The organism is Pseudomonas sp. PDM02, from assembly GCF_014852285.1.
Classification (GTDB): domain Bacteria; phylum Pseudomonadota; class Gammaproteobacteria; order Pseudomonadales; family Pseudomonadaceae; genus Aquipseudomonas; species Aquipseudomonas migulae.
On record NZ_JACVBL010000018.1, the window covers coordinates 128,407 to 143,014 of the forward strand.

The 14,608-nt window shown below is 55.7% G+C and carries 16 protein-coding genes; 7 read left to right on the plus strand and 9 right to left on the minus strand.

Annotation, left to right across the window (positions count from 1 at the left end; translation table 11 throughout):
- Window positions 1-131: 131 nt before the first annotated feature.
- Entirely contained in the window at window positions 132-437 is a 306-nt protein-coding gene (locus IB245_RS26385; protein ID WP_046045471.1) for a PepSY domain-containing protein, read from the minus strand.
- 191 nt (window positions 438-628) lie between these two features.
- Window positions 629-1,756, minus strand: coding sequence for a glycerophosphodiester phosphodiesterase (locus IB245_RS26390; protein WP_008038520.1), 1,128 nt, complete (start codon window positions 1,754-1,756; stop codon window positions 629-631).
- A 221-nt stretch (window positions 1,757-1,977) separates the two neighbouring features.
- Here IB245_RS26390 and IB245_RS26395 point away from each other — a divergent pair, with 221 nt between their 5' ends.
- Window positions 1,978-2,304 (plus strand): DUF2025 family protein, encoded by a 327-nt coding sequence (locus IB245_RS26395; protein ID WP_008032544.1) that lies wholly within the window; start codon window positions 1,978-1,980, stop codon window positions 2,302-2,304.
- A 131-nt stretch (window positions 2,305-2,435) separates the two neighbouring features.
- On the opposite strand, the gene IB245_RS26400 is transcribed toward IB245_RS26395, so the two are convergent.
- The gene (locus IB245_RS26400; RefSeq protein ID WP_192229146.1) at window positions 2,436-2,759 is read right to left on the minus strand and encodes an antibiotic biosynthesis monooxygenase family protein; all 324 of its coding nucleotides are present in this window, start codon (window positions 2,757-2,759) and stop codon (window positions 2,436-2,438) included.
- A complete protein-coding gene (locus IB245_RS26405; protein ID WP_192229147.1) occupies window positions 2,756-3,463 on the minus strand; it encodes a CTP synthase in 708 nt (235 codons plus the stop codon). Before IB245_RS26405 ends, IB245_RS26400 begins: the two co-directional genes overlap by 4 nt.
- A 15-nt stretch (window positions 3,464-3,478) precedes the next feature.
- On the opposite strand from IB245_RS26405, the gene IB245_RS26410 reads away from it, so the two are divergent.
- Window positions 3,479-4,420: a LysR family transcriptional regulator gene (locus IB245_RS26410; protein WP_192229148.1), complete on the plus strand. Its 942-nt coding sequence runs from the start codon at window positions 3,479-3,481 to the stop codon at window positions 4,418-4,420.
- 18 nt (window positions 4,421-4,438) lie between these two features.
- Here the strand turns inward: IB245_RS26410 and IB245_RS26415 are convergent, their stop codons facing one another.
- Window positions 4,439-5,047 carry a TetR/AcrR family transcriptional regulator gene (locus IB245_RS26415; RefSeq protein WP_192229149.1) on the minus strand — a complete coding sequence of 203 codons (609 nt, stop codon included), beginning with the start codon at window positions 5,045-5,047 and terminating at the stop codon, window positions 4,439-4,441.
- A gap of 212 nt (window positions 5,048-5,259) precedes the next feature.
- On the opposite strand from IB245_RS26415, the gene IB245_RS26420 reads away from it, so the two are divergent.
- Window positions 5,260-6,306, plus strand: coding sequence for an MBL fold metallo-hydrolase (locus IB245_RS26420; RefSeq protein ID WP_192229150.1), 1,047 nt, complete (start codon window positions 5,260-5,262; stop codon window positions 6,304-6,306).
- A 48-nt stretch (window positions 6,307-6,354) separates the two neighbouring features.
- On the opposite strand, the gene IB245_RS26425 is transcribed toward IB245_RS26420, so the two are convergent.
- Both IB245_RS26425 and IB245_RS26430 read right to left on the minus strand, forming a co-directional pair.
- Window positions 6,355-6,672: a hypothetical protein gene (locus IB245_RS26425; protein WP_008038506.1), complete on the minus strand. Its 318-nt coding sequence runs from the start codon at window positions 6,670-6,672 to the stop codon at window positions 6,355-6,357.
- Between the two features lie 93 nt (window positions 6,673-6,765).
- Complete coding sequence (locus IB245_RS26430) at window positions 6,766-7,533, minus strand: AraC family transcriptional regulator (RefSeq protein ID WP_008038505.1); 768 nt, start codon at window positions 7,531-7,533, stop codon at window positions 6,766-6,768.
- Window positions 7,534-7,645: 112 nt separating this feature from the next.
- Here IB245_RS26430 and IB245_RS26435 point away from each other — a divergent pair, with 112 nt between their 5' ends.
- Both IB245_RS26435 and IB245_RS26440 read left to right on the plus strand, forming a co-directional pair.
- A complete protein-coding gene (locus IB245_RS26435; RefSeq protein ID WP_192229151.1) occupies window positions 7,646-8,461 on the plus strand; it encodes a sulfite exporter TauE/SafE family protein in 816 nt (271 codons plus the stop codon).
- Between the two features lie 101 nt (window positions 8,462-8,562).
- The gene (locus IB245_RS26440; RefSeq protein WP_192229152.1) at window positions 8,563-9,735 is read left to right on the plus strand and encodes a hypothetical protein; all 1,173 of its coding nucleotides are present in this window, start codon (window positions 8,563-8,565) and stop codon (window positions 9,733-9,735) included.
- A 7-nt stretch (window positions 9,736-9,742) separates the two neighbouring features.
- Here the strand turns inward: IB245_RS26440 and IB245_RS26445 are convergent, their stop codons facing one another.
- Window positions 9,743-10,732, minus strand: coding sequence for a hypothetical protein (locus IB245_RS26445; protein WP_192229153.1), 990 nt, complete (start codon window positions 10,730-10,732; stop codon window positions 9,743-9,745).
- Window positions 10,733-10,985: 253 nt separating this feature from the next.
- Between IB245_RS26445 and IB245_RS26450 the strand changes: the two genes are divergently transcribed.
- Together IB245_RS26450 and IB245_RS26455 are read left to right on the plus strand one after the other, a co-directional pair.
- On the plus strand, window positions 10,986-12,545 hold the full coding sequence (locus IB245_RS26450; RefSeq protein WP_192229154.1) for an McrB family protein: 1,560 nt from the start codon (window positions 10,986-10,988) through the stop codon (window positions 12,543-12,545).
- The gene (locus tag IB245_RS26455) at window positions 12,542-13,843 is read left to right on the plus strand and encodes an McrC family protein (RefSeq protein WP_192229155.1); all 1,302 of its coding nucleotides are present in this window, start codon (window positions 12,542-12,544) and stop codon (window positions 13,841-13,843) included. The genes IB245_RS26450 and IB245_RS26455 overlap by 4 nt, the downstream gene beginning before the upstream one ends.
- A 57-nt stretch (window positions 13,844-13,900) precedes the next feature.
- On the opposite strand, the gene IB245_RS26460 is transcribed toward IB245_RS26455, so the two are convergent.
- Window positions 13,901-14,446: a Bro-N domain-containing protein gene (locus IB245_RS26460; RefSeq protein ID WP_412548048.1), complete on the minus strand. Its 546-nt coding sequence runs from the start codon at window positions 14,444-14,446 to the stop codon at window positions 13,901-13,903.
- Between the last annotated feature and the right edge of the window lie 162 nt (window positions 14,447-14,608).

Consider the following 14,608-nt stretch of genomic DNA (forward strand, 5'->3'; position numbering starts at 1 on the left):
CGCATCATCGCAAGGCGTGATGACGTTTTTGTGACGGTTTTTCGTGGCGAGAGAGCGCTTGTATCGGTTGGATACAGACGCAAAAAAGCCGCACGATCCGAAAATCGTGCGGCTTTCTTATGTGACATGAATCAGGTGTCTTGTTTGTTGCTCAGGACTTTACCGGTGGTGGCGTCGAAGTCCACGTCAAACTCCTTGCCATCAGCAGTGCGCAGTTCAACTTCGTACTCGTAGCCGTTGAAGTGGTTGTCCAAGTCGGTGTCGGTAATCGTCGCACCTGGATGCAGTTTCAGGGCAGCCTGATTCATTTCTTCCAGCGGCTTGATCTTGCCGCTCTTGACCAGCTCAGGGATCTGGTCGACGCGAACATCAGCTTGAGCCAGGCCAGCGGTGAGGGTCAGGGCGGCAGCGGTGAACAGGGCAGTCAAAGTCTTCATGAGGTTCTTTCCTTGGTGAGCTGTTTAAGTGGCGCCAGATTAACCGGGGCAACTTAATTCACCCTTAATTCCCATAACGTGTCGTTTGTAAAAGCTTCGCGGGCAAGCCTCGCTCCTACAGGAGTCTGAGAAACCTGTAGGAGCGAGGCTTGCCCGCGAAGAATTCAACACGGTGCATTTGTTGCCGCGGATCAATACCCGTTGTTCTGCAACAACTGCGCAACCGTACCCGCCGCCGGACGTTTGTAGAACTTCAACAACTCGCTGGCGCGGTTGGTGAAGATGCCATCAACCCCGGCGTCCATGACCTTCTGGTAATCCACCGCATCATCGATGGTGTAGACGTGCACCAGCAAACCCTGATCGTGGGTGTACTGGTTCATCCATGGTTTTACCAGGTCCGAGTAGCTCTGATCGCCACCCTTGGTCAGTGCGGCAGAAGGGCCGGTGCCGATCGCGCCTTGAGCCTTGGCGTACTCGACCCATTGCTGGAATTCGGCTTTGTCCTTCGGTTCCTGTTTGGCGTAGTACGTGGCTTTGTCCTTGTCGCCGGACTCGGCGAACGTCACCTTGGACTTGGGCTCGATGCTGCCTTCGCCGACCCACAACAGCAGGATCTTCGGCACCTGCGGCATTTCCTTTTCCAGCAGTTCGAGGCTGCTCTTCTCGAAGGTTTGCAGCACCACCTTACCTTTGCCCTGGCCGACGGCGAGTTCGCTTTTCGCCAGTTTCGAACCCGCTGGGCTCAACCATCCGCGATCCTGCAATTTATCCTTGAGGTCACGCTCGAGGCCGGGGAATTGCTTCGGCTCCTTGGTTTCGATGTACAGGCCGGGCTTGTGCAGCGGATTGCCTTGGGCGATGTCGATGATTTCGTCGAGGGTCAGGATTTTCAGACCGGCAAAAGACGGGCGCGCACGATCCGGATAAGCCGTGTTGAACCAGCTGCCGGCGTCGAGGGTTTTCAGCTCGGCGATGGTGAACGCGTTGGCCGGGCTGTCCTTGCGCTCAGGGAATTTGCTGGCGACGTCGGTGGTGCGTTGCAGGTTGTTGTCGTGCAGGGCAAACAGCACGCCGTCCTTGCTGCGTTGCAGGTCGAGTTCGAGGTAATCGGCACCCAGGTCGCGCGCCAGTTTGTAGGCGGCGGCGGTGGATTCCGGTGCATCGAAGGACGCGCCACGGTGGGCAATCACCGCCGGGTGCGGAATGCCTGCATGGGTGGCCAGTGAAGTTGGGCTTGGCTCGCTGGCGGCCTGCGCCTGGCCGAGACCGAGCAGCATGCTCAGCAGCAGGGCGCTCTTGGTGAAAGTTACAGGCATGGTCGAGATCCTTTCGCAGAGTGTTTTCAAAGACGTCCCTTTTAACAACTGAGCGCCGCTTGCGCTATCGCGAGACCGACATAAACGTGTTTAAAGCGGATTTTTTCAGCGCATTTGTGCGGTTCTTTGCAGTACTCTTGGCCCCGGCAGCTTCCCCGGCAGAGGGAACGCCCTTCATCTTGCCCTGCGTGTAAACCATCGATCACTTGTGTGAGGTTTATATGCGCATCACTTCCGAACTCATCTGCCAGGCCGCCGACCAACTCAAAGGCTTCGTCGGTCTCAATCGCAAAACCGGCCAATACATCGTGCGTTTCAGCGAAGACTCCTTCGGCATGGACGTGGCGGATGACGGCATCATTCCTGTGAGTGAATTCGTCTGGGCGTCGGGGCCGGAGCAGGTCATGACGCTGAAGCGCGAGTTGATTCAGTTGTTGCTGGACCAGAACATCGACGACCGGATCAACATTACCGAGCCGTTGCGGGTGTATATGAATCGGCGGGAAGTGCCGGAGATTTCGGCGGTGCGGAGTTTGGTGCGGGGCTGAATTTTTGTGGTGTTTTTGATGGCCCCATCGCGAGCAGGCTCGCTCCCACACTGGTTTTGTGTACGACACCTATCCCCTGTGGGAGCGAGACCGGCTTGCCGGCGATGGCGGCCTAAAAAACACCGCATGATTTACAGCTTGAACTCATAGGCCCGCTCAACCCTGCACACCCGCGTACTGCACGCCGCATACCAGGTCGAGCGCCCACGCTCACGAATCGCGCTGTGCTCGGGATGATGTTTCCACGCCACAATCGCCGCCTCACTGGCCCAATAGGAAACCGTAATCCCGAGCCCATCCTCACCCCGCGCCGACTCCACACCGAGAAACCCCGGCTGCTCACGCGCCAGCTCAACCATGCGCTCGGCAGCCTCGGCGTAACCCTGATCGCCGTCGGTGCGCAGCGAAGTAAAAATCACCGCGTAGTAGGGCGGTTCCGGTGTCTGGGCAATCATGATTTCTGCCTCACACACGCGTCGATCAATGCACTCACCAGCGGCGGCACAATTCCTTTGAGCGCGGCACGTTCAGGTTGAAACAACGTGGCGACAAAAAACGGATGCCCGCGTAATTCCACCGCTCGCAAATCCCCCGTCGAATCGTGCCCCACTGCGGATAATTCCTGGCTTAGCAAATCCCGCTCAAACTGCGGATTCACACCATAACGGCAGCGATAGCCTTCACGAATCACCGTGCTTTCGTACGCCTTGGCGATCAACGAGCCTTCAACCAGATGAATGCTGTCGATGGCTTCCACTAGCGAGCACGTCAGCGGCGTGAGCAACGCTCGCGTGGCATCGGGTGATGTCTCGCCGTGCTCGGCATCTCCCCATCCCAGAACGTTGCGGGCGTATTCGAGTACCGCGTGCTGAAAACCGCCACACGTACCGAGGAAAGGTCGCTGTTGTTCGCGGGCAAAGCGAATCGCTCGCAGCGCACCGTCTTCATTGCGGTAAGGGCTGGCGGGCACGCACCAAAAGCCGTCGAAGTCTTGCAGCGGCTTGTCGTCGTTGATGCCGTCGGTGGCCAGCCACTGGAACTGCACGTCCAGTCCGGCGTGTTCGGCAGCAATGCCGAGGGCGACGGGAATCGCCTGGTGGGCGGTGACTTGCGGGTCGTAATCGCCGATCAGGGCGATGTGGATGGCGCTGTTTTCCATGAGGGCTCTCGACGCTTGTTGATTCCTGGGGCCCACTATAGATTGGCGTTCACGCACTCAATATTGGCGTTATCCCAAGTGATCAATGCAGCGACGCACTATCGACTGGACTACCCCGACCTGTCCCTGATCCTCGCCCTCGTGCGCGGCGGCTCGCTGGCCCGGGCTTCGGCACTGCTGAAGGTCGACGTTTCGACCGTGTTCCGCGCCGTGCGCCGACTGGAAGCCGCACTGGGCCAGCAACTGTTCGAAAAAAGCCGCGCCGGCTACTTGCCCACCAGTCTTGCGCAGACCTTGGCCGAACAGGCTGAGCGCGCCGAGCAAGCGCTGGAGGCTGCGCGCATTGGCGTGGAGCAGGGCGGTGAAGTCATCAGCGGCACCGTGCGCCTGACCTGCACCGATTCGGTTTTACAAGGCTTGTTGCTGCCGGCACTGGCGCAGTTCATGCCCGGCTATCCGGCGCTGACGATCGAGTTGAGCACGTCCAACGACTTCGCCAATCTCAGCCGGCGGGACGCGGACATCGCCTTGCGCCTGACCCGGAATCCGCCGGAACACTTGGTGGGCCGATGTCTGGCGCAGGTGTCGTATCGCGTCTGTGCGAGCACGGCGTATCTGAAATCGGTCGATGCCGAAGACTTGGCCGCGCTGACATGGATCGCCCCGGACGACTTCCTTCCCGATCACCCCACCGTCGCGTGGCGTCGTCAGCAATTGCCCGGCGTCACACCGGGTTATCGTTGCAACAGCATGTTGTCGGTAACCGAACTGGTGAGGGCCGGGTTGGGTGTTGCGGCATTGCCGGACTTTCTGATCGATGACGGGCTGCAACCGTTGAGCGAACCGTTGCATGGTTACGACACCGCGCTGTGGTTGCTGACCCGCCCGGACTGTCGTGCGTTGCGCTCGGTGGTGACGTTGTTCGATGAATTGGGGCGGGCGTTGAAATTGCTGTAATGCTTGTAGGCGCTTGATTCAGAGCTGGTAGCAGGCGAGGAACATGTCCAGCGCAGAGTCCACGACGGTGGTCTGCATTTCAGGCGACAGGCCGGGTAGCCCCATGGAAATCTGCGGCCAGAATGCAAAGGATTTGAGCATTCCCTGAACCTGTTGAGCGGCAAACTCCGGGTCGACCGGCTTCAATCGCCCATCGGCCTGAGCGGCGCGAATCCATACGGTCAGGCCTTCTTCGCGCTTGCCCATTCTCTCGACCATGTTCTGCGCGCGCTCGGGGGAATGAATGGTGGCTGCGATGGCGACCCGCGCCAGGTCGAGAAAATTGTCATCGCCCAGCATCTGCAATTTTGCCATCAGCATGCGGCGCATCTGGTCGCGCAGCGGCAAGTCAGGGCGGTAGGCCGTTTCCTGTTCGGCCGTCACCCTGGCCCATAATTGATTGAGAATTTCGGCGAACAACTCTTCCTTGCTGGGGAAGTGGTTGTACACCGTGCGCTTCGACACGCCAGCGGTGGCGGCGATCTTGTCCATGCTGGTGATGTCGAAACCGTTGGCCCGGAATTCGGCAATCGCCGCTTGAATGATCGCTTCGCGTTTTCGGTCGGTCAGGCGCTGTGGAGCTGTCATAAGTACGCTTCGGCAGAAGAAATTAAGAATTACACTTGGCAGTTTACTTGTGATCAGCTTTGATGCAACCTAGAAACTACACTGTGCAGTGTAATGTTTCGTTAATCCTGCGCAGCCAAAAATAGAGTGTTCGGCTGATGCGTGCGTGCCTTGGCCATTTATCGTCCCACCGTGGAAACTGCACATGTGCGGTTTCCTGGAGTCATTCAGTCATGGCCAATTCCACTAACGTTTCTGTACCTGAAGCGTCCCGTCAGGCCGAAGGGCACTTCCGCAACCATGCGCCCGTGCAACGAGAAGGCTTGCGCAAAATGGTGCGCATCATGTGGAACATGATCTTCCACAAACCCCGCAACACCCGCCCGACGGCGGCCGTTCCGGTGCAACGCCTGACCCACGACGCGTTAATCGCCGCGCCCAACCACAGCGTCTATCGCCTTGGTCATTCCACGGTATTGCTGAAACTGCGGGACAAATTCTGGATCACCGACCCGGTCTTCGCCGAACGCGCTTCACCGGTGCAATGGGCCGGCCCGAAACGCTTCCACCAGCCACCGATCAGCCTCGAAGAATTGCCACCGATTGAAGCGGTAATCCTGTCCCACGATCACTACGACCACCTCGATTATCAGGCTGTGCTCAAACTGGCGGACAAAACCAAATACTTCCTCACGCCGCTGGGCGTCGGCGACACCCTGATCAAGTGGGGCATCGACGCCAGCAAAGTGCGCCAACTCGACTGGTGGCAAGGCACCGAAGTCGACGGCATCCAATTCGTCGCCACCCCGTCGCAGCACTTTTCCGGCCGTGGGCTGTTCGATGGCAACAGCACACTGTGGGCCTCGTGGGTGATGATCGACGCCGACACACGAATCTTCTTCAGCGGCGACAGTGGCTACTTCGACGGCTTCAAACGCATCGGCGAACAGTACGGCCCGTTCGACCTGACATTGATGGAAACCGGCGCCTACAACGTCGAGTGGCCGCATGTGCACATGCAACCCGAGCAAACCCTGCAAGCGCACATCGACCTGAAAGGCCGCTGGTTATTGCCGATTCACAACGGCACCTTCGATCTGTCGATGCACGCGTGGTTTGAACCGTTTGACCGGATACTGGCATTGGCCTGGGAGCGCAGTGTTTCGATTACCACGCCGCAGATGGGTGAGGCGTTTAACGTGATGTATCCGCAGCGGGGGAGTGCTTGGTGGTTAGGGATGGAAAACGTCGGCGATCAGGTGGAAATCCAGAACGCATGACGTATTGAAGCCTGGCCGCTTGTGATGCAAGCGGCTCGTGCCGACACCTCACTCAACCATCGCAAAATCCGCTCGCCCCACCGAATTCGACTCAGTCCCTCTAACACTCATCCCCCGCCCCGGCGCAAACCCCGGGAAGAACACCAACCCCTGCGACTCAAACCGATACGCCAACGCCAGCCGATCAGCATCCGGCACCTCACGCTTGGCCTCAAATCGCTCAATCACATCAACCAAAACGCCAGACTCCCGAGACAGCTCATCAACGCTCCAACCCAACATCGCCCGGGCCTGGGCGCAATGGGCGGGGGTGAATTGGAAGAGGGCGATACGTTCCAGGGTGATTTTCATCGCATAAGAGGCCATGGTGTTCTCCGGGCTCGAGAGTGCTGATTCAAAATGTACTGTGTTTTTGTACAGTTGTTTTGCGCCCGGATCAAACTCATTTTTTGAATTCTGCTATTTCGCCCCTGCCAACCAGACGGACGGCGCCTGACCCAACACACGACGAAACATCGTCGAAAACGCCGCCGGGCTGTCATAACCGAAATCCAGCGCAATCCGCGTCACCGGCTCACCCACCGCCAATCGCGCCAACGCCAGCACCACGCAGGCGCGCTGGCGCCACTGGCTGAAACTCAGGTCGGTCTGCTGGCGGAACAGCCGATTGAACGTGCGCAGACTGATGTGCAACTGATCCGCCCATTGCTGCGGCGATTGATGAACATCGGGTCGCTGCAAGAAGCCCTGGCACAACCCAAGCAGCCGCGCATCGACCGGCAGCGGAATGTGCAACGGCAAGTGAGCACTGCGCGCCAGCTCATGCAGCAGCAACTCGATCAACGCGCCATCGCGCCCGGCCTCGTCGTACGCCAGCGGAACCTCCACCGCCTCCATCAGCAAATGCCGCATCAACGGCGAAACACTGATCACCTGACAACGCTCGCCCAAGTCCACAGCACCCGGCTCGATGTACAAGCTGCGAGTGCTCACCCCCAGCATCAACACCTCATGCGCCACCCCCGCCGGAATCCACACCGCCCGCTGCGGCGGCACCACCCAGTTGCCGTCATGCGTGCCGACCTGCATCACCCCGGTCGCGCCGTACAACAACTGCGCCCGTCGGTGTGTATGACTAGGCAGCACATGCCCGTAGGAATAATCCGTACCGATCGCCACCACCGACCGTGGCGTGTCATCCAGCACATTAATCGAAACATTGCGCATCAAGCGGCTTCCAGCAGTTGGCGTAAACACAAACATTATTGGCTGACTTGCTGAAGCAGGCCAAGCCACATCGCTCTATCGTCGACCACTCTCAACCAACGGACGACGCACAATGTTCTACCTCCTGCTGACACTCTTCGGCTGCATGACCGGCATCACCGCCGTGCTGTTCGGCTTCGGCGGCGGCTTCGTCGTCGTGCCATTGCTGTACCGCATGCTCATGGCCAGCCACGGTGCCGACGACCCCATCGGCCAATCGGCGATGCACATCGCCGTCGCCACCTCGACCTGCGTGATGATCATCAACGCCCTGGTCGCCACCGGAAAACATCACCGCGCCGGTAATCTGATTCGCCATTACCTGTGGCCGTTGGGTGGGTTTATCGGGTTGGGCGCGGTGGTCGGTGCCGTGGCGGCGATGTGGGTGAGTGGTGAGGTAATTCGGTATGCGTTCATTGCCTACCTGGGCGTGACCATTGTGGATTGCCTGTTCAGACGCGGCTTTCTTACACACGCAGATAACGCAATCCCACGGCGATTGGGAAGGGCGGAAGTGTCTGGTGGCGGCGTAGGAATCGGCGGCATCGCCACATTTCTTGGCGTAGGCGGCAGCGTTATGACCGTGCCATTGTTGCGTCGATGCGGGTTGAGCATGAGTCAGGCAACGTCGATGGCCAATCCGCTAAGCCTGCCCGTGGCGTTGGCCGGGACGGTGACTTACATGGCGATGGCGGGGTTTAGCGATTTTGATTTGGGAGCGTGGTTTGTCGGTTATGTGGATCTGTTGGCGTTTGCAGTTTTGACGATGGGATCGTTGGTGGGGATTCGATTGGCCACGCCGTGGATCGGGCGGATTCCGGATCGGATACATGCGCGTATCTATATTGGTTTGTTGGTGTTGGTGATGGTCAGCATGTGTTGGAGTTAATCGCTATCAAGCTAGCTTTTCATCGATTCGCAGACGAAGCTTCGCCATAATTCGCGGCTATTTCCCGCGAACCAATGTTCGCTGCATTCAAGGATGATTTGATGTTTAAAGGATTGATTCGTCTGCCTGGCATTGTCGTGTTGATGTGCTCAACGTTTTCCACACTGTTGTGGGCGGACAGCGGCAAGCAGGTCTACACCGGGACGCTGGGCAAAATGCCGATTGTGTTGGAAGTGAACGCCGACGGCAGTGAGGGCCGCTACTTCTACCAAAAGTATCGCAAGGACTTGGTGCTTAGTGGCTCAAAGGAAGGGGAAACGCTGGTGCTCGAAGAAGGTGACCAGCGTTATGGAGAGTACAAACCTCTTCCGACAATTCGCTTACAGCCCGAATCCAACGGTTGGTCCGGTGAATGGGTCAGCCCTAAAGGGAAGGTTTTGAAGGTCCAGTTGCAGCCAGCAAACCTTCCTCCGGTTCCCGCTGATACCTTGCCCTATCTCGTCAGACTTCACGACAAGGCGCCTTACGAATACCTGCGCTTACAAGGTATGAAGCTCATCCCAGGCAAGACCGAAACCTTCATGGGATACACGCTGCAATGGTGGAGCGAGCCACAATCAAACGCCGAGCTATTTGAAGTGATTTCGGGTTACAGCGCCGAAGAGCGTCAGCAAATCAACCAGCAATTGATGGGCCGTTTGTGGCGAGAAGTCGTGGGGTATTACGGATGTTTCGCCAATTACGCTGATGCCTATTACTCACAGATCAGTCAGCCTCTGTGGATGACGCCGTCCGTGATGAGCGTTCGGGTGTCAACCGAGTACTTTTGTGGCGGTGCTTATCCGGATCAGGTCAATGACTCAATCAACTTCGATACCAAAACGGGCAAATCCCTGACGCTTGAAGATGTGCTGTGGGTGGGGCAGGGCAAACCAATGCATTACGAGGAAGACTACGACGTCTATAACTCTTCGTCCGAGTCATCCACTGCTTATTCTGATTACCGCAATAAAGAGCTGGCGCCGTGGCTGGTGGCACAACTGCTTAAGCTCTATCCCACTGAAATGACGACAACGCCAGAGGGGGAGAACGATTGCGGCTACAACGATGATTACCCTTGGCACTATCCGGGCTGGTACTTCACCGAAAAAGGCATCAAGTTAGAGCCATCCTTCCCTCACGTGGCTGCCGTGTGTCAAAACATTGGTTGGGGCGTCCTGCCTTACAACCTCGTCAAACAACACCCCGGCGGCGTCGCGCTGCAACTGCCCTGAGCCGAAGCTACTTATCAGCCAACCCCGGTGCCTCACGAATAATGAAGTGATCCAGGTTCTCGATATTCGCGCTGAACACCCCGAACGTCTGCTCGGGGTTTTTCTTGCTCGGTACCTGCTTCAACTCCGGCGTCACGCCATAAAAGAAGCAATACAGCTCCGCTTCACTGTCGATGGCGTGCTTGATCTCTTCCAGAAACGCTTTGCGCTTGCGGTAGTTCTCGATCAACTTCTTGCTCAGGTAAACGTTGACCGAATAAGGCTTCTTCTTCGCCTCATCCGCTTGCTTGAACCAGACCTTCTGCTCGAAATCGATGCGAAAGCTCTGCGTGTAATCCTTGATCTCCTTGATCTTGCCCCAGTAAATCAGCCCCTTGTTGTCTGTCAGGTATTCGATCTTCTTGAAGAACGACCCATAAGGCGCCGTGTGCTCGCCAATCTTCAGCGGCACGCGCTTGAGCAACTCCTTGTCCTCGAAGTTCGACACAAAACACTCCACCGGGTGGGCGAAGATACTGGTCTTGTCCGGTGCTGATTCGTTGCTCGGGGGCTCGGTATTGCTGGGCGGTGTGAGAGGTTTCGGATCGTCTCGCACTCCATCCGCCGTCGCTACTGGCTTCGCCGGCTTACGCACATACTGACGTCGAGTCAGCAACAACTCCGACGGAAAATGCTCCTCGCGACTGTCATCCGTTTCCGCATCGTCCGCCTCCACACCCGACGCCGGTGCCTTGAGACTGACATAAGGACAATCCGCCACATGCCGGGTACTGGGCGTGTTTTTGAAGTGCGGGGTGCGAACGTAATTCACGTTTTTGGCGTTGAACGTCGTCAGTACGTTTGCCGCATCGAATGTCGCCCTGCATGCGTCGTTGGGGCATTGGAAGTGTTCCTTGGTGGAATCGAAATCCATGGTTTCGTCGAAATTCAGATCGCGCACGTCATAGATCGACAACTTGTCGTCGAGACTGAGGCAGTAGGCGAGGTCGAATTTCATGGGCTATCAGGCTCTTTGAGGGGATCGTTTTTATAGTCGTTAAGCGCTCGTCCTGCACAGCTTTTTCCACAACGCGATCTACTTCTCTGTGCGGCTTTACCAGTGATGGCAATGTAGCTACCGTTGTAGGATAAATTTCCTGCGGCTGTGCGCTATTTCCTACGTCGAGTTTCGGTTTCTGCAACCCGTGTCGACCGTGATCGAGCCGCACCCCGCGATGACCATTTGCTCACGTAGCAAGGATAGCGACTCGATGACTTCGCCTGCACTTAACCAAATCTTGTTTGGCCCACCGGGAACCGGTAAGACATTCGCCACTATCGAGGCCGCGCTGGAAATTCTTGCTCCTGAGTTTCTTCGGGCCAACAAAGGTAAACGGGTGGCTTTAAAGAAGCACTTTGATGAGTTAGCCGAAGATGGGCACGTTAAGTTCGTCACCTTTCATCAAAGCTTCAGCTACGAAGACTTCGTCGAAGGTCTACGTGCTGAAAACGGAGAAGATGGGCAATTGCACTACGAAGTCGTCGATGGTGTGTTCAAAAAAATGTGCACATCTGCCATGGCCAAGGTAAAGCACCCCGGTGCTCTATTTATAAAGGGGGAGTCATTTGGTTCGGGGTACATAGTCGCGAGTGCATCTACTGAGTTGCTGAGCTTGGTTAAGCCTAATGGTAAAGAGCTACCGATAGGGATGAGTATTCTTCACACGCTCGCTGAATATGTGCGCGCAGGGCGGTTAACCGTCGCAGATGTTCGCAACAAGCTAGTTTTTGACAAAGTGTCAGAAACTAAGCTGGAACCATATCTCATCAATGGCTACAACAATATTTTGCCGGTTTTGGTTCAGCGCATTTTGGATACGTCATCCGAAGACGCAAAGGTCAAGGAGACAACTCAATCCAGCAACGCACGCGTACTCATCATCGATGAAATAAATCGCGGCAATATTTCTCGGATCTTCGGTGAGCTGATCACTCTCATCGAGCCATCCAAGCGTGCAGGAGCTGATGAGGCATTAAAGGTGACGCTGCCGTATTCGAAGGATCATTTCAGTGTTCCGAGTAATGTCTACCTCATAGGCACCATGAACACCGCTGATCGTTCATTGGCTGGTCTAGATATCGCGCTGCGTCGTCGTTTCACGTTCCGCGAAATGCCGCCTAAGCCTGAGCTGCTGAAAGACGTCACCGTGGGGGAGCTCAATGTTGGCCAACTCCTAATAGTGATGAATCAACGAATTGAGATGCTGTTAGACCGAGATCATTGCTTAGGGCACGCGTATTTCATGCCGTTAGAGAATGAGCCAACGCTTGAGCGATTGGGCCAAATCTTTCGCGAACAAGTGCTCCCATTGCTGCAAGAGTATTTCTTCGAAGATTGGCTACGGATTCAATGGGTCCTTAACGATCATCGCAAGGCCCCTGAAAACTGCTTTATCGCGCAGGCGCTATTCAACTCAGGATCTTTGTTTGGCGATCAAGTGTTGCTAAGTAACCAAAATAACCATTGGATTATCAACGAAGACGCCTTTGCTCGGATTGAGTCTTTTTGGGGTGTCATTGATCACCAAGCAGTACCTCCAAAGGTCCAGGAGGCTATCGAAGCTGAAAAAGACGACATTCAGGTTCGTCAGCTTGAAAGCGGATCAATCGAGGTTTTGAAGTCTGGGAAGATCGTCAGCCCATCTAAACCTATTTTGCGGGAGCTTGCCGCAGCGCATGGCCTGACAACACACCATGCAAGTGGTCGTGAGTTTAATACCCGCCATCTTGGTGCGGCCGTAATCAGCGCATTGAAAGGCGTGACGGTGTGAAACCCGTCATCACGGTCCGTGAGTACGCGAGGCTGACGACAGATAAAATCACTGAGCCGACGTTGGATCTTGCCCAGGTATCGGTTTCCGCCTTTGACTGGCTGTGCAAATTGAATGCTACTTTCAGCAATGCTGGAGCTGCACTGGTTCAGCTTGAAAATCGGTGTTTACTCAAACTCGACAACTACGTTGGTGTGTTGGAAACACCCTGTGGTACGCGTCTTGAAATTCTCCCCAAACATTTTGAGCGAGAGGACTGCATTAAGCAGAGCAGAATGTTGTTGCGGCGCATGATCCAAGCTTCTCTAAATTTACCCACCCGTGAAGTCGGCGCGGCAGATCTTCGAAATTTCGATGCACCGCTGAGCGAATGGGTCATGGGCCGATTCCTACTGGCTCTGGATCACTTGATCAAGCGAGGTCTACGCTTCGACTACCAGCGCGTAGAGGAGGAACAACGGTTCCTACGTGGTCAATTGGATGTGGTTAAGCAAATGCGCCAACCCCCTGGGCGCCAGCACCATTTCCAGATTCGACACGATATCTATTTGCCCGACCGACCAGAAAACCGCTTACTCAAATTCGCCCTAGATGAGGTCTGCAAAGCAACGAAAGATGCTGGTAACTGGCGTCTGGCTCACGAGTTAAGAAGTGTGTTGTTAGAGGTTCCTACAAGCCGCAATGTGCAGCAGGATTTCAACCAATGGAGCAGCGAGCGACTGATGGCGCACTACGTGCCAGTGAAGCCCTGGTGCGAGCTGATTATCAAGCAACAGATGCCTTTGGCGGTCGCCGGGGAGTGGCATGGCATGAGCTTGTTGTTTCCTATGGAGAAGCTGTTTGAGCGCTATGTTGCTGCGAGTCTAGACAGTGATTTGCTGCAAGACGCTCGACTTCAAACTCAAGCCCACACTGAATATTTGTGTCAGCACAAAGGCAAAAACTTCTTCCAATTACGGCCGGATTTGATGCTTCACCATCAGAACAAAAGTTGGGTGCTAGACACAAAATGGAAGCGGTTGAACTCATCTGGTGAGGATAAGAGCTACGGTTTGAAGCAGTCCGATTTCTATCAGTTGTTCGCCTATGGCCACAAATACCTAGCGGGCGAGGGGGAGTTGGTGCTGGTTTATCCAAGACGATCTGCGTTTGATGCGCCGTTGCAGGTATTCGAGTTTGCGCCGGAACTCAAGCTTTGGGTGCTGCCGTTTGATATGGAACGTGGCGTACTGTTAGGTGCTCCTGAAGGATTCCCGCTTCACTCTCAGCAGCTACAATCGAGTGAACAGTCCGCATGATGCTCAACGCTCCCAATCAAGTGGGTGCAGAAAGCTGCACCCATCTTTAGCGACTTTCTAAAATAGAAATAGCCGTGAAGCTTTCCTCCACCAAGATGTTTGCTGTTGGGTTAGCAGGATGCAAGGCATGTCCCGCATCCGAATCCATGGTTCATTCCGCCAATGCAGCAAACTCAGTTGCATCTGTGGCCAATCCAAAACGCTCAAGGTCGGCCGCTCAACTGCCCGCGATGGTCTTGCGTCACGCAGTGCAGCTACAACCTGATGCGTCAGCCATTCGCGCAGTGAGCGATATTCCGGGCAATAGTGATAAACCAATAATGCATACACGCCGGATTCGCTGAGCATCAGTCGTTCCTCTGCTACTCCGTGAGCATGCACCAACAACATCCGTCGCTGATCTGTATCGAGTTTTCGGGACATTCGCTCATCCAAATACTTGCCCATCAGCCGCCCTATATCACGCGCGCAAAACCAGGCTTGGTTTTCGAAGAGTAGGGCGTGGAGATGAATGTCGTGGCGAGTGAATAGGGTGGATGCGAGAGTCTCCCATTCGTCGTTCATTGGTGTGGGTAAACTTCTGGATGCGAGTTGAGTAGACATAATCCGTGACCTCTACGTATTAAGGGGGCAGGGCTTGTAGTGGTCAACTAATCCCGGACACGACGTTAAGTTTTTCCTCGGCCCGCGCTGGTGCCAACCCATCGTTGAATTGATGAGGCCGAATCCAGTTGTAGCGATGCATCAAAAAATGGCTTATATCGC

Excerpts from the sequence above, each read along its gene's own strand:
- IB245_RS26430 (WP_008038505.1), bottom strand. The coding sequence starts at position 7,533 with ATGCGCAATGTTTCGATTAATGTGCTGGATGACACGCCACGGTCGGTG.
- IB245_RS26385 (WP_046045471.1), bottom strand. The coding sequence starts at position 437 with ATGAAGACTTTGACTGCCCTGTTCACCGCTGCCGCCCTGACCCTCACC.
- IB245_RS26445 (WP_192229153.1), bottom strand. The coding sequence starts at position 10,732 with ATGAAATTCGACCTCGCCTACTGCCTCAGTCTCGACGACAAGTTGTCG.
- IB245_RS26395 (WP_008032544.1), top strand. The coding sequence starts at position 1,978 with ATGCGCATCACTTCCGAACTCATCTGCCAGGCCGCCGACCAACTCAAA.
- IB245_RS26415 (WP_192229149.1), bottom strand. The coding sequence starts at position 5,047 with ATGACAGCTCCACAGCGCCTGACCGACCGAAAACGCGAAGCGATCATT.
- IB245_RS26450 (WP_192229154.1), top strand. The coding sequence starts at position 10,986 with ATGACTTCGCCTGCACTTAACCAAATCTTGTTTGGCCCACCGGGAACC.
- IB245_RS26460 (WP_412548048.1), bottom strand. The coding sequence starts at position 14,446 with ATGTCTACTCAACTCGCATCCAGAAGTTTACCCACACCAATGAACGAC.
- IB245_RS26400 (WP_192229146.1), bottom strand. The coding sequence starts at position 2,759 with ATGATTGCCCAGACACCGGAACCGCCCTACTACGCGGTGATTTTTACT.
- IB245_RS26435 (WP_192229151.1), top strand. The coding sequence starts at position 7,646 with ATGTTCTACCTCCTGCTGACACTCTTCGGCTGCATGACCGGCATCACC.
- IB245_RS26420 (WP_192229150.1), top strand. The coding sequence starts at position 5,260 with ATGGCCAATTCCACTAACGTTTCTGTACCTGAAGCGTCCCGTCAGGCC.
- IB245_RS26405 (WP_192229147.1), bottom strand. The coding sequence starts at position 3,463 with ATGGAAAACAGCGCCATCCACATCGCCCTGATCGGCGATTACGACCCG.
- IB245_RS26425 (WP_008038506.1), bottom strand. The coding sequence starts at position 6,672 with ATGGCCTCTTATGCGATGAAAATCACCCTGGAACGTATCGCCCTCTTC.
- IB245_RS26440 (WP_192229152.1), top strand. The coding sequence starts at position 8,563 with ATGTTTAAAGGATTGATTCGTCTGCCTGGCATTGTCGTGTTGATGTGC.
- IB245_RS26390 (WP_008038520.1), bottom strand. The coding sequence starts at position 1,756 with ATGCCTGTAACTTTCACCAAGAGCGCCCTGCTGCTGAGCATGCTGCTC.